Source organism: Aminobacter ciceronei (assembly GCF_014138625.1).
Taxonomy (GTDB): Bacteria; Pseudomonadota; Alphaproteobacteria; order Rhizobiales; family Rhizobiaceae; genus Aminobacter; species Aminobacter ciceronei.
The window spans coordinates 111420-128083 of record NZ_JACJHY010000008.1; the positions used below are offsets into that span (position 1 = coordinate 111420).

Here is a 16664-nt window from a genome sequence, read left to right on the forward strand (position 1 = left end):
GGCGCTGAACAAAGCCCTTGCCCGGCGCAGCGATCGATGATTCGCTGAGCCCTACGAACTGCGATTCGAGGAAGGGAGCCTGGCCATGCCGCGACTTTTCACCGCCCTCGAAATTCCGCGTGATGCCGCCTTATCGCTGTCGCTGCTCAGGGGCGGCCTGTCAGGCGCCCGCTGGATCGACGTCGAAAACTACCACCTCACCTTGCGTTTTTTCGGCGACATCGAAGGCCACGTCGCCGACGAGATCGTCGAAGCACTCGACCGTGTCGACCGTCCGAGCTTCCAGCTCACGCTTTCGGGTGTCGGCGCCTTCGGGCAGAAAAAGCCGCATGCGGTCTGGGCCGGCGTCACACCGTCGCCGGAGATGAACGCGCTGCAGGCCGAAATCGAGCGCATCAGCAAGCGCCTCGGCCTGCCGTCGGATCCGCGCAAGTTCACCCCGCATGTCACGCTGGCGCGGCTCAGGAACACCAGCCCGCTCGATGTCGCACACTATCTGTCAGCGCGCGGCAACTTCGCCACCGTGCCCTTCCGTGTCGGCCGCTTCGTCTTGATGTCGTCGCGCGACTCGGTCGGCGGCGGCCCCTACATCGTCGAGGAAGCCTGGCCGCTGAATGGCGTCGACGCCCGCGCTGCCAGCCGGTCGGCAAGCGCCTCCGAAGCGTCGCGGATCATGCGGTAGACCGCAGCGAAGCCGTCTTCCCCGCCGTAATAGGGATCGGGCACGTCGCGTGGTCCACCCACGGCCTGGCCGATGAAAAGCTCGACACGCTCGGCCAAGCTCGCCGGCGCAAGCGCCCGGAGATCGTCGACATTGGAGCGATCCATGCCGAGGATCAGGTCGAAGCGCTCGAAATCGCGCGCCACAACCTTGCGGGCCTGCTGGGCGGTGATGTCGATGCCATGCTCGGCCGCAACCGCGATCGACCGCGGATCCGGGGCCGAACCCGCGTGCCAGCCGCCCGTGCCAGCCGAGTCGATTGTGTATTCGCCATCTAGCCCGCGCTCGGTGAGCACGGCCCGAAACACACCTTCGGCAAGGGGCGAACGGCAAATGTTGCCGAGGCAAACGAACAGAATTGATTTTACCGGCTTCTCGCTCATCGATCCCGCGCTATGCTGGTGAACACTTCGCATATCACGGGAGCATGAAATGGCCAGAGAGAAACTTGGACAGCAGGAGCTGAAGGCAGCGCTCGACGCGCTCGGCGGCTGGACACTCGCCGCCGACGGGTTGTCGATGTCGCGCAGCTTCGTGTTCAAGAACTTCAGTGAGGCCTTCGCCTTCATGACCCGCGTCGCCATGGCGGCAGAACAGCTCGACCACCACCCCGACTGGTCGAATGTCTACAAGACGGTCGACGTCACGCTGAACACCCACGACGCCGGCGGGCTGACCGAGCTGGATTTCAAGCTGGCCAAGCGCATGAACGGCTATTTCGGTTCCTGAGGCCGGCATCTTGCAGAGGGGACCGAACCTTCCCACATCTTTGATCGCGCATTGGCACCGAAACCGGAACCGGTTTCCGGCAAGCGTGAGAAGATAGAGTTCGGGCAAAGGAGATTGTCTGGATGGTGAAGTTCCCCGGCTTTGACGGCTTTCGCGGCGGCGTGAACGGCGCTCCGGCAAGCGAAGCCGAGGTGCGCGAGAAGTTCTGGCGCACCGCCAAGCGCGCTGCCCGCCACGTACCTTTCATGGAAGAGGTGGTGGCGGCCTATTATTGCGCGCTGGACAAGGACACGCCGCTGCGAGCCAAAGGTATCCTGTTGGCGGCGCTCGGCTATTTCATCCTGCCGGTCGACACCATTCCCGATGTCATACTGGGCCTCGGCTTCACCGACGACATCGCCGTGCTGACCGCTGCGATCACGGCGGTCCGGGCGCACATGACACCGGCCCACCGCATTGCCGCGAAGGAAGCGCTGTCACAGGACCAATGACAGCGCTGCCCGCTTGTTTCATCCTGAAACGAAAAGTCAAACTCTTGCCGTTTTCGTGGTTTTCAACCACGTCAGGGACAAGGTGCCCGTCCACGATGGGCAGTTCGGCGGGGTTCCATGCGATGAATGTCCTTTCTGAAAAGCATTCACCCTTTGGTAACCCAGATTAAATCAAAATGAAGCGAACGGGCGGGCGCGCAGTCGGCCTGCCCCGCTCCATTTGAACTACAGGAAAAACGATGCGCGGTTTGATAGCTACAATTTCGGGTCTGGTGCTTGCAGTGTCGGCAATGCCGGCGCTCGCCCAGTCGGCGACCAAGATCGGCCAGCACAACGCCTGGGGCACCTACAGCTACCAGGCGCAGAACGGCAAGGTCTGCTACGTGCTGACGGTGCCGACCGACAAGCAGCCGTCGACGCTCGACCATGGCGACATGTTCTTCTTCGTCAGCCAGCGCCCCGGCCAGAAGGTTTCCTTCGAGCCGCAGTTCATCGCCGGCTACAATTTCCAGGAAAACTCCAAGGTCACCGTCACCATTGGCGACAAGTCGTTCTCGATGTTCACCAAGGGAAAGTCGGCCTGGGTCGAGAACGCAGCCGAGGAACCTGCCCTGATCAGCGCCATGAAGGGCGGCTCGGACATGAAGGTCTCGGCCAAATCAGGCCGTGGCAACCCGACCAATTACGTCTTCTCGCTCAAGGGCATTTCGGCGGCGCTGACGTCGATCACCACCTGCAAGTAAGCGCAGACGCAAGACAGGTTTTCGAAAGCCGGGCGGCCCGATCGCCCGGCTTTTTTGCGACAGGAGCCGGGGTCTGCAGATGCACAGGATCATTGACGGGACCAGTAGCCATCTCGACCGGGCCGCGATCATCTGGGCGCGGGCGACGGCGGTGCGCGACAACGATCCTGATGTGGCGACGCTCGACGAGGCGCGGCCGATCATTTCGCGGGTGCTCACCAGCTCGGAGCGGGCTCTGCTCGCCATCGCCGAGGCCACCGATGGGACCGCTGTTGCCTTCGGTGCCATTGCGCCGATGCCGGGAGATGGCAACGTGGAACTACACTATTTCGGCGTCGACCCGAACCATTGGGGCAAGGGCGCGGCAGTCGAATTGCTGGCCGGCATCGCAGCGCTGCTGCGCGAGCGCGGCTTCGATGCGGCCGAACTCGCGGTCTATTCGGACAATGAGCGCGCCGTCCGGCTTTACGAACGTCTCGGCTGGCGGCGCCTGGGCGAACCGGTGCCACACCAACGCAGCGGCCGGCCAGAGCAGCGCTACCGGCTGGTGCTCCGCCCAACCGCCTGAAACATCTTCGGCCTAGGACACGGCCGGCCGGCTCAGCGCATCAAGCAACCCCGAGGCCCATTGCGGCGCGATCAGCCAGATCGCCAGTACGGCAATGGCGACCGCATGCGCGATGACAATTGTGTAGAGCCGCGATCGGAACGGCTCCTTGCGGGTCTTGTGTCGGAACAGGTGCTGGGCCGACAAGGCACCCAGGCTGCCACCGGCGAAGGCGAGCCAGAGCAGGGTTTTCTCGGGGATGCGCCGGCCGCCGGCGCGGGCCAGATACTTGTCGCGCCAGAAGGCAGCGAACGCCGCAAGATTGACGACGAGCGCCACCAGGACAACGTTAAAGATGTTGCTCATCGGGCCAGCATCCCAGCCATTGCCTAACAGACTGCAAAGCTGCGGCACAAATGCATGGCCGCCAAAACGTGACGCAGCGCCAGACCTGTGATATGTCGCGCCAAAATCCTACATTTGCCGATATCTGCAGCTAGCTGAGCCCGAATGACCCTTTCGCTCGACCTTACCACCGATGCTACCCGTGACGCGTTGCGCGCCCGTGCGGCCGCGCCCGTCAAGGGCGAGCTGATCGGCCTCACCCGCGAGGAGCTTGCCGAAGCGCTCGTTACATCAGGCGTCGTCCCCGAACGCCAGGCCAAGATGCGTGTCCAGCAACTCTGGCACTGGCTTTATGTCCGCGGCGTCTCCGACTTCGCCGACATGTTCAACATCTCCAAGGACCTGCGCGCCGAGCTCGCCAAGCACTTCACAATCGCGCGGCCGGAGATCGTCGAGGAGCAGATTTCCTCGGACGGCACGCGCAAGTGGCTGTTCCGTTTCCCGCCGCGAGGCGCCGGTCGCCCGGTTGAAATCGAGACCGTCTACATCCCCGAGGAAGGCCGCGGCACGCTGTGCATCTCGTCGCAGGTCGGCTGCACGCTGACCTGCTCGTTCTGCCACACCGGAACCCAGAAGCTGGTGCGCAACCTGACGGCGGAAGAGATCCTGGCGCAGCTGATGACGGCACGCGATCGGCTCGGCGATTTCCCCGACCGCGACACGCCCGCCGGCGCCATTGTTCCGGCCGAGGGCCGCAAGGTCTCCAACATCGTCATGATGGGCATGGGCGAGCCGCTGTACAATTTCGAGGCGGTCAAGAAGGCGCTGCTGATTGCCTCCGATGGCGACGGGCTGGCGCTGTCCAAGCGCCGCATCACGCTGTCGACCTCGGGTGTCGTGCCGGAAATCTTCCGCACCGGCGAGGAAATCGGCGTCATGCTGGCGATCTCGCTGCACGCCACCAATGACGACCTGCGCGACCTGCTGGTGCCGATCAACAAGAAGTACCCGCTCAAGGATCTGGTCGACGCCTGCCGCAACTATCCCGGCCTGTCGAACGCCCGCCGCATCACCTTCGAATATGTGATGCTGAAGGACGTCAACGACAGCCTCGAAGATGCCAAGGCGCTGGTCAAGCTGCTCAAGGGCGTGCCGGCCAAGATCAATCTGATCCCGTTCAATCCATGGCCCGGCACCAACTATCAGTGCTCGGACTGGGAAACGATCGAGAAGTTCGCCGACTACATCAACAATGCCGGCTATGCCTCGCCGATCCGCACCCCGCGCGGCCGTGACATCCTCGCCGCCTGCGGCCAGCTCAAGTCGGAATCCGAGCGCATGAAGAAGAGCGAGCGCCTGGCGCTCGAGGCGATGATGATCGCGGGACACGGCGAGGCGTGAGCCGCGTCCTCGTCTATCTCGGCAAATTCGCCCACATGGTGCTGGGCTATGCCGCGGCGTCCATTGCCGCCAGCGCCTTCCTCAACGTTGTGTTCCTTGGCGTTGCGGGCCTGATAGCCACCGACATACCGCCCGAGGTAGCCAGCGGCTCGATGGTCTTCACCATTCCGTTCATCGCGCTGTTCGTCGCCTATTTCGGCTTCGTGCCGGCAGTCGTCGTCATGCTGCTCGCCGAATTGCTCGGCAAGCGCGACTGGCTGTTCTACGCCCTTGCCGGCGGCTTCGTGGCGCTGGTCTTCATAGGCGTCGCCTACCAGAGCGGCGACGGCGGCTTCGCCTATCGCGATCCGCTCTGGCCGGTGTCGATCATCGGCAGCGGTTTGGTCGGCGGCATCGCCTACTGGTTCGTCACCGGCCGCTTCGCCGGCGCGCTCAGGAATACCCCTACTTCGCCTGCGCCGTGAGAATCTTCAGCGCGAAGGCCGAGAACACCCCTGCAAACAGATAGTCGACGATGCGCGTCACGCGCGGACTCTTCTTGAGCAGCCCGGCGAATTTGTCGGCGGCAATCACCATCGGCGCCGTCACCGGCAGCGACAGGACGATGAACATCGCACCGAGGAAGAACAGCTTGCCCGGCGCGTTGGTGTCGTGGGCCGAAACGAACTGCGGCAGGAACGTCATGAAGAACAGGATGATCTTCGGGTTGAGCAGATTGATGCCGAGGCCGGTGGCCCAGTTCTGGAACACAGAGCGCGGCGCACGCTTGGTGGTGTCGGGCGAGAACGCCGAACCCTTGGTGATCGCCTGGAAGGCGAGCCAGACCAGGTAGCCGGCACCGACGACCTTGAGCGCCATGAAGGCTTGCGGCGAAGCGACGATCAGGGCCGAGAGGCCAAGCGCCACCAGCGTGGTGTGGATGACGATGCCGGTCATCGCGCCTGCCATGCAGGCAAAGCCGGCCTTGCGGCCTTCCGACAACGCGCGGCCGACGAACAGGGTCATGTCGGGTCCGGGCGTGATCGCGATGATGAAGGTTGCGATCGCGAACTGGATGATGGTCGACCAATCGGGAATGAAGGACATAATCGGGCCGCCGGATCTGCCTGGAAGGCAAGGGTTGTGGGGATTTTCCGGCAATAGCCCTAATCGCACCAATTCGGCGCTTCAACCGGAAAATAGCAGGCCAGAGCAGGGCACCGGCCTGACAAATGAAGATGAAAGACGGACCGCCGAGCCGAATGGCCCGGCGCTACACCTCGGCGTGGCTCAGCTGTCGAAGTAGCTCTGCGTGCCGTGCGCCTCGATCGCCTCAGCGAGACGGCCGAGCGCATGCACATAGGCGGCTGTCCGCACCGAGATCTCCTTCTTGCTGGCGACGTCCCAGATGGCGCGGCCCTCGCGTTCCATGATGGCGCGCAGCCGGTCGTGAATCTCCTCGATCTGCCAGTAGAAGCCCTGGCGGTTCTGCACCCATTCGAAATAGGAGACGGTGACGCCGCCGGCGTTCGCCAGGATGTCGGGCAGCACGACGATGCCCTTCTTTTCCAGGATGGCGTCGGCTTCCGAGGTCACCGGACCGTTGGCGAGCTCGAGCACGATGCGCGCCTTGACGCTGTCGGCGTTGTCGACGCGGATCATGTTTTCCAGCGCCGACGGCACCAGGATATCGCAGTCGACGCCGACGAGCGCGTCGCCGGCAAGCAGCTCATGACCGTGTTGACCGGCGGTCGAGGTCACCGAACGGGCGCTGTTCTTGGCCGCAAACAGGCGGTCGAGGTCGAGGCCGTCGGATGCATGCACGGCACCTTCCGAATCCGACACGGCAATGATCTTGTGGCCGTCCGAGGCAAGCAGGCGGGCGATATGCTGGCCGGCATTGCCAAAGCCTTGCACGGCAATGCGCAGGCTGCCCTTGAGCCCGAGTTCGTCGGCGAGGTGCCGCACGAGATAGAAGCCGCCTCGCGCGGTGGCGTCGCCGCGGCCGAGCGAGCCGCCCAGCGCCAGCGGCTTGCCGGTGATGACGGCGGGCGAAGCCTGACCGACGATCTGGGCGTACTCGTCGGCCATCCAGCCCATGATCATCGAGTTGGTGTAGACGTCTGGTGCCGGGATGTCTCGGTCGGGCCCGATGATGCGGGCGAAGGCCTGCATGTAGGCACGCGACAGGCGCTCCAACTCGGCTTTGGACAGCTTGCGCGGGTCGACCTGCACAGCACCCTTGCCGCCGCCATAGGGCAGGTTCATCACGGCGCATTTGAAGGTCATCCAGAACGCCAGCATCTCGACCTCGTCGGCGGTCGATTCCGGATGGAAACGGATGCCGCCCTTGGTCGGGCCACGGGTGTCGTCATAACGGCAGCGCCACGAGAGGAACGATTTTCGCGAGCCGTCGTCCATGCGGATCATCAGCCGTGCCTTGGTCGTCTCGCGGGCGAACTTCAGTTTCTCGATCACGTCGGCGTCGACGTTCAGGTGTTTTGCCGCCTCGTCGAGGCGCACGAGTGCATGATCAAGAAGACTGCCTTCTGTCATAATGAGTATGTCCTGTGATTGGATTGGCAATGTGATGCACGGCTCATCGACCGCACCCGACCCGCCTGCACAAAAAAGCGCCAGCGCACAACGTCCAGCCAGAGCCAATCACTGCCGCTGCGTCAGCCCCGGCGGCAGCCGAGGGCGGTCAACCCCTCATATAGAGCCTGTTTGAGGACCGTGGCGGCCGATTCAGGCGCGAGTGGTCCAGGCATGGCTTAGTGTTGGTCCTGGATAGGGCTTCCCCAGCGGAACCGCGGCTTCGACCCATCGGGTGCCCGTTGGCACATGTTGACTCCCCCCGCCCGGCATCCTTCAACTGCCTTCCACTTACAGGAGTGGGTAATGCAGGCAGTATTCGACGGTCACAACGACGTCCTTTTCCGGTTGTGGCAGAACGCCGCCAAGGGCGCCGATCCGGTGGCCGAGTTCATCGAGGGCACCCGCCAGGGCCACATCGACATGCCGCGCGCCGCAAAGGGCGGCCTCGCCGGCGGCCTCTGCGCCATTTACATCACCTCGGCCAGCATGCCCGACGAGCTGCGCGACGAAAACGGCCACTACGCCATTCCGCTGTGCAAGCCGCTCGAACGCGCCCCGTCGCTCGACATTGCGCTCGACATGGCCTCGATCGCCTTCAGGATCGAGCGCGCCGGCGGCTGGAAGATCTGCCGCACAGGCGCCGACATCGACGCTGCGCGTGCCGAAGGCAAGTTTGCAGCCGTGCTGCACATGGAAGGCTGCGAGGCGATCGACGCCGATCTCGCCGCACTCGACGTGTTCTATGCCGCCGGCCTGCGCTCGCTCGGCCCTGTCTGGAGCCGCAACACCGTCTTCGGCCATGGCGTGCCCTTCGCCTTCCCGTCGAGCCCCGACACCGGCCCCGGCCTGACCGAAGCCGGCAAGAGGCTGGTCAAGGAATGCAATCGCATCGGCATCGCCATCGACCTTGCCCACATCACCGAGAAAGGCTTCTGGGACGTGGCCAAGCTCAGCGACCAGCCGCTGGTCGTCAGCCACTCCAACGCTCATGCGATTACGCCGATCAGCCGCAACCTGACCGACAAGCAGCTTGCAGCGGTGCGTGAGAGCAACGGCCTTGTCGGCCTGAACTTCGCCGTCACCATGCTGCGCGAGGACGGGCTGAAGAGCGTCGACACGCCGCTATCGGACATGATTCGCCATATCGACTATCTCGTCGAACATGTCGGCATCGATGGCGTGGCGCTGGGTTCGGACTTCGACGGCGCCACCGTGCCGGCCGAGATCGGCGATGCCGCCGGCCTGCAGAACCTCGTTGCCGCCCTCAGCGGCGCGGGCTACGGTGACGACGATCTGGCGAAAATCTGCCGCGACAACTGGCTGAGGGTCTTGCGCTCGGCCTGGCACGAAACGGCAGCCTAACAACAAATAATCGTCAACTTGGGGAACTGAAAAATGATGCTTGGTAAAATGAACGGACACTTCCGTCTGATGCTTGCCGGCGCCGCTCTGTCGGCGATCGTCTTCGCGGCGCCGGCACTTGCGGCGACGCCGGCCGACACGCTGGTCCAGGCATGGGCCATCGACGACACCATCACGCTCGACCCGGCCGAGTCCTTCGAGCTCAGCCCGGCCGAATTCCTCGGCAACGCCTATGACATGCTGGTGCGTCTCGACATCAATGACACCACCAAGGTGCGTCCCGGCGTCGCCGAAAGCTGGACCGTCTCCGACGACGGCCTGACCTACACTTTCAAGCTCAAACCCGGCCTAAAGTTCGCCTCGGGGAACCCGATCACCGCCAAGGACGTCGCCTGGTCGTTCGAGCGCGTCGTCAAGCTCGACAAGAGCCCGGCCTTCATCCTCACCCAGTTCGGCTTGACCAAGGACAACGTCACCGAGAAGGCCAAGGCTGCCGACGACAGCACCTTTGTCTTCACCGTCGACAAGTCCTACGCGCCGTCCTTCGTGCTCAACTGCCTGACCGCCACCGTCGGCGCCGTCATGGACAGCAAGCTGGTGCTCGAACACGTCGCTCCTGTCACACCGACTGACGACTACAAGTTCGACAACGACTTCGGCAATGGCTGGCTCAAGACCGGCTATGCCGGCTCGGGTCCGTTCAGGATCCGCGACTGGCGCGCCAACGAGATCCTCGTGCTGGAGCGCAACGACAACTATTACGGCGACAAGCCGGCGCTTGCCCGCGTCATCTACCGCCATGTCAAGGAAAGCGCGACCCAGCGCCTGATGCTCGAAGCCGGTGACATCGACGTCGCCCGCAACCTCGAACCGGGCGACCTCGATGCCGTTTCCAAGAACGCCGAGCTGACGACGACTAGCGCACCCAAGGGCACTGTCTACTACATCAGCCTGAACCAGAAGAACCCGAACCTGGCAAAGCCCGAAGTACGCCAGGCGATGAAGTACCTGCTCGACTACGATGCGATCGGCTCGACGCTGATCAAGGGCATCGGCGAAATCCGCCAGACCTACCAGGCCAAGGGCGTGCTCGGCGCGCTTGACTCGAACCCCTTCACCTTCGACGTCGCCAAGGCCAAGGAACTGCTGGAAAAAGCCGGCCTGAAAGACGGCTTCTCCGTCACCATGGACGTGCGCAACACCCAGCCGGTCACCGGCATCGCCGAAGCCTTCCAGCAGACAGTCGGCCAGGCCGGCATCAAGGTCGAGATCATCCCCGGCGACGGCAAGCAGACGCTGACCAAGTACCGCGCCCGCAACCACGACATGTATATCGGCCAGTGGGGCATGGACTACTGGGATCCGAACTCCAACGCCGAGACCTTCACCTCCAACCCGAACAATGCCGACGACGGCACGGTGAAGACGCTGGCCTGGCGCAACGCCTGGGACGTGCCGGAGCTGACCGAGAAGACCAAGGCTGCCCTCCTGGAACGCGACAACGACAAGCGCGCGACCATGTACAAGGAGTTGCAGCAGGCCGCCCTCGACACCAGCCCGTTCGTGCTGATCTTCCAGCAAACCGAGGTCGCCGGCCTGCGCGGCAACGTCAAGAACTACAAGCTCGGGCCGAACTTCGATTCGAACTTCGTCGCCCCCGTGACCAAGGAATGATCTCTCGCAACGGCGCGTCCTCAGGGGCGCGCCAGGCACCGCTGTAACCATGCGAGTCTGCGCATGACCTCCGGCAAGCCGGGGGCGCGCGCAAGAGGATCGGACCATTGAGCACCGCTGACACACAGACGCCCGCGAGGCGCGCTGACAGGCGCGCCTCCGCCACACTCAAGGCGATCGCCAGTTTCGTGGTGATCGTTGCTACAACCTATCTCGGCCTTTTGGCCGTGACCTTCTTCATCGGCCGTGTCGTTCCGATCGACCCCGTGCTCGCCATCGTCGGCGACCGCGCGCCGGCCCATGTCGTCGAGCGCACGCGCGAGGAGATGGGCTTCAACCTGCCCTACTACCAGCAGTTCTATCTCTATGTGAAAGGCGTGCTGTCGGGCGATTTCGGCACCTCGGTGCTGACCACAAATCCTGTCATGGCCGACATCCGCCGCGTCTTCCCGGCGACGATGGAGCTCGCCACCGTCGGCACCATCATCGGCGCAGCACTTGGCATCCCGCTCGGCGTGCTCGCCGCCGTCAAGCGCGGCAGCCTCGCCGACCAGATCGTGCGCATCATCGGCCTGATCGGCTATTCGGTGCCGATCTTCTGGCTCGGTCTTTTGGCGCTTCTGGTGTTTTATGCCCGCCTTGGCTGGACCGCCGGCCCTGGCCGCATCGATGTGGTGTTCGAATACACCTTCACCCCGATCACCGGCTTCTACCTGCTCGACGCGGTGCTCAATCGCGACTGGGCCGCCTTCAAGGACATCTTCGCCCACATCATCCTGCCGGCTTCGCTGCTCGGCTATTTCTCGCTCGCCTATATCAGCCGCATGACGCGCTCCTTCATGCTGAACGAGCTGAGCCAGGAATATATCGTCGCGGCCCGTGCCAAGGGCCTGTCCGAGCGCCGCATCATCTGGGGCCACGCGCTGCGCAACGCCGCCGTGCCGCTGGTCACCGTGATCGCCTTGTCCTACGCCGGCCTGCTCGAAGGCTCGGTCCTGACCGAAACGGTCTTCGCCTGGCCCGGCCTCGGCCTCTACATCACCAACTCGCTGCAGAACGCCGACATGAACGCGGTGCTGGGCGGCACGATCGTCATCGGTTCGGTGTTCATCGCGCTCAACCTGCTCTCCGACCTGCTCTATCGCCTGCTCGACCCAAGGACGCGCATCCGATGAGCGACACGACCATGACCCGACGCGAATGGCTGCTCACCGACCGACCGCAGTCGCGCCTGCAGGCCCGGCTTGGCCGCGCCTATGTGACCTGGCGCCGCTTCACCGCCAATCGGCTTGCCGCCATCGGTCTCGGCATCATTCTTCTGCTGCTGTTCGTCGCCGCCTTCGCTCCACTTCTGGCACCGCATTCGCCCTATATCGGCGACCTCAAGAACGCCCGCCTGCTGCCGGCGAGCTCCACCTACTGGCTCGGCACCGACGACCAGGGCCGCGACATCCTTTCGCGCCTGATCTACGGCTCACGCCTGACCTTGCAGGTCATCGTGCTGGTGGCGATCATCGCAGCGCCGATCGGCCTGCTGGTCGGCACGGCTGCGGGGTATGCCGGCGGCTGGATCGATGCGGTGCTGATGCGCATCACCGACATCTTCCTCGCCTTCCCCAAGCTGGTTCTGGCCCTGGCCTTCGTCGCAGCCCTCGGGCCCGGCATCGAAAACGCCATCATCGCCATCGCGCTGACCTCGTGGCCGCCCTATGCCCGCATCGCGCGCGCCGAAACGCTGACCGTGCGCAACTCCGACTACATCGCCGCCGTCAAGCTGATGGGCGCCTCGCCGATGCGCATCGTGCTGCGTCACATCATGCCGCTGTGCATCTCGTCGCTGATCGTCCGTGTCACCCTCGACATGGCCGGCATCATCCTGACGGCCGCTGGCCTCGGCTTCCTCGGCCTCGGCGCCCAGCCGCCGCTGCCGGAATGGGGCGCAATGATCGCCTCGGGCCGTCGCTTCATCCTCGACCAGTGGTGGGTGGCGGCAGCCCCCGGTGCCGCGATCCTCATCGTCAGCCTCGGCTTCAACCTGCTCGGCGACGGCCTGCGCGACGCCCTCGACACACGCAGCGGTGGCCAATGAACACGTTGCTCAATGTCGAAGACCTCAGGGTCTCCTTTCCCACCCGCACCGGCGTGGTGGAGGCCGTACGCGGCGTCTCCTTCTCACTCGGTCAGGAGCGGCTGGGCATCGTCGGGGAGAGCGGCTCGGGCAAATCGCAGACCGGTCGCGCCATCATGGGCCTGACGCCGCAGCAGGCAGAGATCACGGCCAGGCGGCTGGAATTCAGCGGCATCGACCTGCTGAAGGCTTCCGTGACGGAGCGCCGCGCTTTGCGCGGCAACCGCATCGCCATGATCCTGCAGGATCCGAAATACTCGCTCGATCCGGTCATGACCATCGGCCGCCAGATTGTCGAGACGCTGCGGACGCATGAGAAGATCGGCAAGTCGGCGGCCCGAGAGCGCGCCCTCGACATGCTGGCGGCCGTACAGATCCGCGATCCCAGACGCGTCTACGACCTCTTCCCACACGAGGTTTCCGGCGGCATGGGCCAACGCGCGATGATCGCCATGATGCTGATCGCCGGGCCGGAACTCTTGATCGCCGACGAACCTACATCAGCGCTCGACGTCACCGTCCAGCTCGACATCTTGCGCATTCTCGACCGGCTGGTGATCGACCGCGGCATGGGACTGATCTTCATCTCGCACGACCTGCGCCTGGTCTCGACCTTCTGCGACCGCGTCATCGTCATGTATGCCGGCAAGATCGTCGAGGAACTGAAGGCCTCGGAACTGGCGCAGGCGAAACATCCCTACACACAAGGCCTGCTCAACTGCATGCCCAAGATCGGCGCCGACCGGCACCCGCTGCCCGTGCTCGACCGCCAGCCGGAGTGGCTGCTGTGACCCCTGCTCTCTCGATCGACAAACTGCGTGTGGTCTACGACGATTTCGTCGCGCTGAAGGACGTCAGCGTGACCGTGGCGCAAGGCGAATCCTTCGGCCTCGTCGGCGAATCCGGCTCGGGCAAATCGACGCTGCTGCGCGCCGTCGCCGGTATCGCGCCCGTCTCCAGCGGCACCATCGACGTCAGCGGCAAGCGGTTGGGCAAGCTCAGGGACAAGGAATTCTATCGTCAGGTGCAGATGGTGTTCCAGGACCCGTACGGTTCGCTGCACCCGCGCCAGACCGTCGACAGGTTGCTGCTCGAACCGCTCGACATTCACGGTTTCGGCGACACCGAGAAACGCATCCAGCGCGCGCTCGACGAGGTCGGCCTCGGCTCCGGCTTCCGCTTCCGCTACTCGCACCAGCTCTCGGGCGGCCAGCGCCAGCGCGTGGCGATCGCCCGTGCGCTGATCCTCGAACCGTCGATCCTGCTGCTCGACGAGCCGACATCGGCCCTAGATGCTTCGGTGCAGGCCGAAGTGCTCAACCTGCTCGAACAAGTGCGCCGCGACCGCAAGCTGACCTTCGTCATGGTCAGCCACGACCTCGGCGTCATCACCCACATGTGCGAGCGGCTGATGGTGATGCAGGGCGGACAGGAGGTCGAACGGCTGCAGGCCGGCGACCTCGCCACGCGAAACGTGGCGCAGGACTACACGCGCAACCTTCTCGTTGCGAGCGAAGGTTTCGTCCGCGACGCCTAGGGTGTTACGGAAATGCGGAAGTCCGTTTTCCGCATTTCCGCGAAAGGCGAAAATGTCAGATGGACAGCTTGCGCGCGCAAGCACTTGCCTGCAATTCTGGATTGGAAACTATGGCGTTCAGGTGAGGCCGCCCCGCATCCGCAACCCGCATCTCAGGTGACAAAAATGCTCCTTGGCATCGATCCGCTGCTTGGCCCCGACGTGCTCTACGTGCTCCGCGCCATGGGCCATGGCGACGACCTTGTTATCGCCGATGCCAATTTCCCGGCCGATGCGATGGCGAGGCAGACCGTCTTCGGCCGGCCACTGCGCATCGACGGCGACATCGTCAGCGTCATGAAGGCGGTGCTGTCGGTGATGCCGGTCGACACTTTCGTCGACGACGCCTTCGGCCGCATGGAAGTGGTCGGCAAGCCGGACGAGATCCCCGAGGTGCAGCGTGAGGTCGGCAAGCTGATCGAGGGCACGGCCACCAAGATGGTCGGCATCGAACGCTTCGCCTTCTACGAGCGTGCCAAGAAGGCCTATGCCGTCATCCAGACCCAGGAACGCCGCTTCTATGCCGACTTCGCCGTGCGCAAGGGCGTGGTACCGCCGGGGGGATGAACCGCGTCTTCGGCGCAGGTCTAGGAGAGCCAGAACTTTCCCTGAAAGGGGCGCAGCCGCGCCCTCAACCGCCTGCCGGTACGTAGCATCGAGCTCTGCGCTACGCAGCGCCAAAGCAACGTCCAACCCGCGCCTACGACAGCGACAGCTTGGCCGCGACGTCCTTGAGCAATGCCAGCGTCTGGTCGATGTCGGCCTGCCTGTCGTCGATCCGCAGGATGTAGGGACAGGTCAGCACGGCGATCGCGTAGCCGTCAGGCGAGAGGATCGGCACCGAGATGTCGTCGATGGCGCGCATCTGCTGGCTCGGGCCGACGCGGTGGCCGGCCTCGCGATAGCCGGTCAGGATCGGCTCCAGCTTTTCACGTGCACTTGCCTGCCTGGTGCCTTCCCAGCGCGCAGCTGCCTCGGATTGCGAATGCGGGTCCTGGAAGGCGAGCAAGATATGACCCGAGCTGGTGGTCAGGAGATCGATATGGGCGCCGATGCGGATGCCGAATTCCCAGTTGCCGGGCGGGCTGGCATGCGCCACCACGATCGCCGCGTCGCGGTCGGGCGCTACCAGATGACATGACTGGCCGGCAGCCACCGAAAATGCATCCATCAAAGGCTGAGCCCGCGCCACCAACCGCCTTATCGGCGGATGCCGATGGGCGAGGATGAAAAGCTTCATGGTCAGCGCGTAGCGGTCGCCCTCTGGTGAGCGGCTGACAAAGTCGCGCGCCACCAGACGTTCGAGCATGCGGTAGACCTCGCTTGGCCCACGTCCCATCGCCTCACCGATCTCGGCCCGGGTCAGGCCACCCGGTTGCTCCGAAAGCAGCTCGAGAATGTCCAGGCCCTTGTCCAGTGCCGGTGCGCGGTAGCGCTCGTCCTTGTCGACGCTGTTGGCCGTCTTTGCCGACCCTTTTGGCATGATGCGAAATCCTCCCTCGACCGGCCTCACGACCCCTCCTCACAATTCCCCATTGCAAGGTTGGTTCATTTATGAATAGTATGTTCGTATATAGACAGAAGCGCAAGCAGTTTGCTGGGAGGAGCGACGGTTATGCGACTAAGCGGGAAACGCATTTTCATTTCCGCCGCGGCCCAGGGCATCGGCCGCGCCAGCGCGCTGGCCTGTGCCAATGAGGGCGCCCATGTCATCGCCACCGACATCAATGACGACGCGCTCAAAGCGCTTTCGACCGAGCATAAGAACATCGAGACCCATCGTCTCGACGTCCGCGACGGCAAGGCCGTGGCAAGCTTCGCCGCCGGCCAGGCGCCGCTCGACGGGCTCTTCAACTGCGCCGGCTTCGTCCACAACGGCACCATCATGGACTGCAGCGACGAAGACTGGGACTTCAGCTTCGACCTGAACGTCAAGAGCATGTACCGCACGACCAAGGCGTTCCTGCCCGGCATGCTCGAACGCGCCGAAAAGACCGGCGCCGTGTCGATCCTCAACATGGCTTCCATGGCTTCGTCGATCAAAGGCTTCCCCAACCGGCTGCTCTACGGCGCCACCAAGGCGGCCGTCATCGGCTTCACCAAGGGCATGGCCGCCGACTATGTGCGCCGCGGCGTGCGCTGCAACGCGCTCTGCCCGGGCACTGTCGACACGCCGTCGCTGCGCGGCCGCATCGCTGCTGCCGCCGACCCGGTGCAGGCGGAGAAGGACTTCATCGCCCGCCAGCCCATCGGCCGACTTGCGACCGTCGACGACATCGCGCCGCTCGTCGTCTACCTGTTGTCCGACGAGTCGCGCTTCGTCACCGGCCAGGCAGTCCTGGTCGATGGCGGCGTCACCATCTAGACGGG

20 protein-coding genes are annotated in these 16664 nt (G+C 64.1%); 15 read left to right on the forward strand and 5 right to left on the reverse strand.

Translation table 11 applies throughout. From position 1 onward, the window contains the following. The first annotated feature begins 85 nt into the window (after positions 1-85). The gene (gene thpR / locus HNQ95_RS10570; RefSeq protein ID WP_067956007.1) at positions 86-682 is read left to right on the forward strand and encodes an RNA 2',3'-cyclic phosphodiesterase; all 597 of its coding nucleotides are present in this window, start codon (positions 86-88) and stop codon (positions 680-682) included. Here the strand turns inward: thpR and HNQ95_RS10575 are convergent. Continuing rightward, complete coding sequence (locus tag HNQ95_RS10575; protein WP_067956006.1) at positions 586-1104, reverse strand: low molecular weight protein-tyrosine-phosphatase; 519 nt, start codon at positions 1102-1104, stop codon at positions 586-588. The genes thpR and HNQ95_RS10575 overlap by 97 nt on opposite strands. A gap of 49 nt (positions 1105-1153) precedes the next feature. On the opposite strand from HNQ95_RS10575, the gene HNQ95_RS10580 reads away from it, so the two are divergent. The 4 genes from HNQ95_RS10580 to HNQ95_RS10595 all read left to right on the forward strand — a co-directional run bounded on the left by HNQ95_RS10580 (position 1154) and on the right by HNQ95_RS10595 (position 3252). Then, positions 1154-1450, forward strand: coding sequence for a 4a-hydroxytetrahydrobiopterin dehydratase (locus HNQ95_RS10580; protein WP_067956005.1), 297 nt, complete (start codon positions 1154-1156; stop codon positions 1448-1450). Between the two features lie 122 nt (positions 1451-1572). After that, positions 1573-1941, forward strand: a complete 369-nt coding sequence (locus tag HNQ95_RS10585) for a YkvA family protein (RefSeq protein ID WP_182574024.1) — start codon at positions 1573-1575, stop codon at positions 1939-1941. A gap of 239 nt (positions 1942-2180) precedes the next feature. Then, positions 2181-2684 (forward strand): invasion associated locus B family protein, encoded by a 504-nt coding sequence (locus HNQ95_RS10590; protein ID WP_067956001.1) that lies wholly within the window; start codon positions 2181-2183, stop codon positions 2682-2684. Positions 2685-2763: 79 nt separating this feature from the next. Continuing rightward, positions 2764-3252, forward strand: coding sequence for a GNAT family N-acetyltransferase (locus HNQ95_RS10595; RefSeq protein ID WP_182574025.1), 489 nt, complete (start codon positions 2764-2766; stop codon positions 3250-3252). Between the two features lie 12 nt (positions 3253-3264). On the opposite strand, the gene HNQ95_RS10600 is transcribed toward HNQ95_RS10595, so the two are convergent. Next, entirely contained in the window at positions 3265-3597 is a 333-nt protein-coding gene (locus HNQ95_RS10600; RefSeq protein WP_182574026.1) for a DUF1294 domain-containing protein, read from the reverse strand. Between the two features lie 144 nt (positions 3598-3741). Between HNQ95_RS10600 and rlmN the strand changes: the two genes are divergently transcribed. Further along, the gene (rlmN, locus tag HNQ95_RS10605; protein ID WP_182574027.1) at positions 3742-4977 is read left to right on the forward strand and encodes a dual-specificity RNA methyltransferase RlmN; all 1236 of its coding nucleotides are present in this window, start codon (positions 3742-3744) and stop codon (positions 4975-4977) included. Next, complete coding sequence (locus HNQ95_RS10610) at positions 4974-5441, forward strand: hypothetical protein (RefSeq protein WP_182574028.1); 468 nt, start codon at positions 4974-4976, stop codon at positions 5439-5441. Before rlmN ends, HNQ95_RS10610 begins: the two co-directional genes overlap by 4 nt. Here HNQ95_RS10610 and HNQ95_RS10615 read toward each other — a convergent pair. Both HNQ95_RS10615 and HNQ95_RS10620 read right to left on the reverse strand, forming a co-directional pair. Beyond that, positions 5422-6063 (reverse strand): LysE family translocator, encoded by a 642-nt coding sequence (locus tag HNQ95_RS10615; protein WP_067955991.1) that lies wholly within the window; start codon positions 6061-6063, stop codon positions 5422-5424. The genes HNQ95_RS10610 and HNQ95_RS10615 overlap by 20 nt on opposite strands. Positions 6064-6246: 183 nt before the next feature. Continuing rightward, complete coding sequence (locus HNQ95_RS10620) at positions 6247-7512, reverse strand: Glu/Leu/Phe/Val family dehydrogenase (RefSeq protein ID WP_067955989.1); 1266 nt, start codon at positions 7510-7512, stop codon at positions 6247-6249. 345 nt (positions 7513-7857) lie between these two features. On the opposite strand from HNQ95_RS10620, the gene HNQ95_RS10625 reads away from it, so the two are divergent. The 7 genes from HNQ95_RS10625 to HNQ95_RS10655 all read left to right on the forward strand — a co-directional run bounded on the left by HNQ95_RS10625 (position 7858) and on the right by HNQ95_RS10655 (position 14861). After that, on the forward strand, positions 7858-8916 hold the full coding sequence (locus tag HNQ95_RS10625) for a dipeptidase (RefSeq protein WP_182574029.1): 1059 nt from the start codon (positions 7858-7860) through the stop codon (positions 8914-8916). A 36-nt stretch (positions 8917-8952) separates the two neighbouring features. Continuing rightward, positions 8953-10590 (forward strand): ABC transporter substrate-binding protein, encoded by a 1638-nt coding sequence (locus HNQ95_RS10630; RefSeq protein ID WP_182574062.1) that lies wholly within the window; start codon positions 8953-8955, stop codon positions 10588-10590. Positions 10591-10697: 107 nt separating this feature from the next. Then, positions 10698-11765, forward strand: a complete 1068-nt coding sequence (locus HNQ95_RS10635; RefSeq protein ID WP_182574030.1) for an ABC transporter permease — start codon at positions 10698-10700, stop codon at positions 11763-11765. Continuing rightward, complete coding sequence (gene nikC / locus HNQ95_RS10640; protein ID WP_154386295.1) at positions 11762-12679, forward strand: nickel transporter permease; 918 nt, start codon at positions 11762-11764, stop codon at positions 12677-12679. The genes HNQ95_RS10635 and nikC overlap by 4 nt, the downstream gene beginning before the upstream one ends. Continuing rightward, positions 12676-13509 carry an ABC transporter ATP-binding protein gene (locus HNQ95_RS10645; RefSeq protein ID WP_182574031.1) on the forward strand — a complete coding sequence of 278 codons (834 nt, stop codon included), beginning with the start codon at positions 12676-12678 and terminating at the stop codon, positions 13507-13509. Before nikC ends, HNQ95_RS10645 begins: the two co-directional genes overlap by 4 nt. Next, the gene (locus tag HNQ95_RS10650; RefSeq protein ID WP_067955977.1) at positions 13506-14255 is read left to right on the forward strand and encodes an ABC transporter ATP-binding protein; all 750 of its coding nucleotides are present in this window, start codon (positions 13506-13508) and stop codon (positions 14253-14255) included. Before HNQ95_RS10645 ends, HNQ95_RS10650 begins: the two co-directional genes overlap by 4 nt. A 165-nt stretch (positions 14256-14420) precedes the next feature. Continuing rightward, positions 14421-14861: an RbsD/FucU family protein gene (locus HNQ95_RS10655; RefSeq protein ID WP_067955975.1), complete on the forward strand. Its 441-nt coding sequence runs from the start codon at positions 14421-14423 to the stop codon at positions 14859-14861. A gap of 133 nt (positions 14862-14994) precedes the next feature. Here the strand turns inward: HNQ95_RS10655 and HNQ95_RS10660 are convergent, their stop codons facing one another. After that, positions 14995-15777, reverse strand: a complete 783-nt coding sequence (locus HNQ95_RS10660; RefSeq protein WP_182574032.1) for an IclR family transcriptional regulator — start codon at positions 15775-15777, stop codon at positions 14995-14997. 132 nt (positions 15778-15909) lie between these two features. Here HNQ95_RS10660 and HNQ95_RS10665 point away from each other — a divergent pair, with 132 nt between their 5' ends. Beyond that, positions 15910-16659, forward strand: a complete 750-nt coding sequence (locus HNQ95_RS10665; RefSeq protein WP_067955972.1) for an SDR family oxidoreductase — start codon at positions 15910-15912, stop codon at positions 16657-16659. The last annotated feature ends 5 nt before the right edge of the window (positions 16660-16664 follow it).

What these genes read in the sequence shown, in the direction of transcription:
- thpR (WP_067956007.1), top strand. Translation starts at nt 86, where the DNA reads ATGCCGCGACTTTTCACCGCCCTCGAAATTCCGCGTGATGCCGCCTTA.
- HNQ95_RS10575 (WP_067956006.1), bottom strand. Translation starts at nt 1,104, where the DNA reads ATGAGCGAGAAGCCGGTAAAATCAATTCTGTTCGTTTGCCTCGGCAAC.
- HNQ95_RS10580 (WP_067956005.1), top strand. Translation starts at nt 1,154, where the DNA reads ATGGCCAGAGAGAAACTTGGACAGCAGGAGCTGAAGGCAGCGCTCGAC.
- HNQ95_RS10585 (WP_182574024.1), top strand. Translation starts at nt 1,573, where the DNA reads ATGGTGAAGTTCCCCGGCTTTGACGGCTTTCGCGGCGGCGTGAACGGC.
- HNQ95_RS10590 (WP_067956001.1), top strand. Translation starts at nt 2,181, where the DNA reads ATGCGCGGTTTGATAGCTACAATTTCGGGTCTGGTGCTTGCAGTGTCG.
- HNQ95_RS10595 (WP_182574025.1), top strand. Translation starts at nt 2,764, where the DNA reads ATGCACAGGATCATTGACGGGACCAGTAGCCATCTCGACCGGGCCGCG.
- HNQ95_RS10600 (WP_182574026.1), bottom strand. Translation starts at nt 3,597, where the DNA reads ATGAGCAACATCTTTAACGTTGTCCTGGTGGCGCTCGTCGTCAATCTT.
- rlmN (WP_182574027.1), top strand. Translation starts at nt 3,742, where the DNA reads ATGACCCTTTCGCTCGACCTTACCACCGATGCTACCCGTGACGCGTTG.
- HNQ95_RS10615 (WP_067955991.1), bottom strand. Translation starts at nt 6,063, where the DNA reads ATGTCCTTCATTCCCGATTGGTCGACCATCATCCAGTTCGCGATCGCA.
- HNQ95_RS10620 (WP_067955989.1), bottom strand. Translation starts at nt 7,512, where the DNA reads ATGACAGAAGGCAGTCTTCTTGATCATGCACTCGTGCGCCTCGACGAG.
- HNQ95_RS10625 (WP_182574029.1), top strand. Translation starts at nt 7,858, where the DNA reads ATGCAGGCAGTATTCGACGGTCACAACGACGTCCTTTTCCGGTTGTGG.
- HNQ95_RS10630 (WP_182574062.1), top strand. Translation starts at nt 8,953, where the DNA reads ATGCTTGGTAAAATGAACGGACACTTCCGTCTGATGCTTGCCGGCGCC.
- nikC (WP_154386295.1), top strand. Translation starts at nt 11,762, where the DNA reads ATGAGCGACACGACCATGACCCGACGCGAATGGCTGCTCACCGACCGA.
- HNQ95_RS10645 (WP_182574031.1), top strand. Translation starts at nt 12,676, where the DNA reads ATGAACACGTTGCTCAATGTCGAAGACCTCAGGGTCTCCTTTCCCACC.
- HNQ95_RS10655 (WP_067955975.1), top strand. Translation starts at nt 14,421, where the DNA reads ATGCTCCTTGGCATCGATCCGCTGCTTGGCCCCGACGTGCTCTACGTG.
- HNQ95_RS10660 (WP_182574032.1), bottom strand. Translation starts at nt 15,777, where the DNA reads ATGCCAAAAGGGTCGGCAAAGACGGCCAACAGCGTCGACAAGGACGAG.
- HNQ95_RS10665 (WP_067955972.1), top strand. Translation starts at nt 15,910, where the DNA reads ATGCGACTAAGCGGGAAACGCATTTTCATTTCCGCCGCGGCCCAGGGC.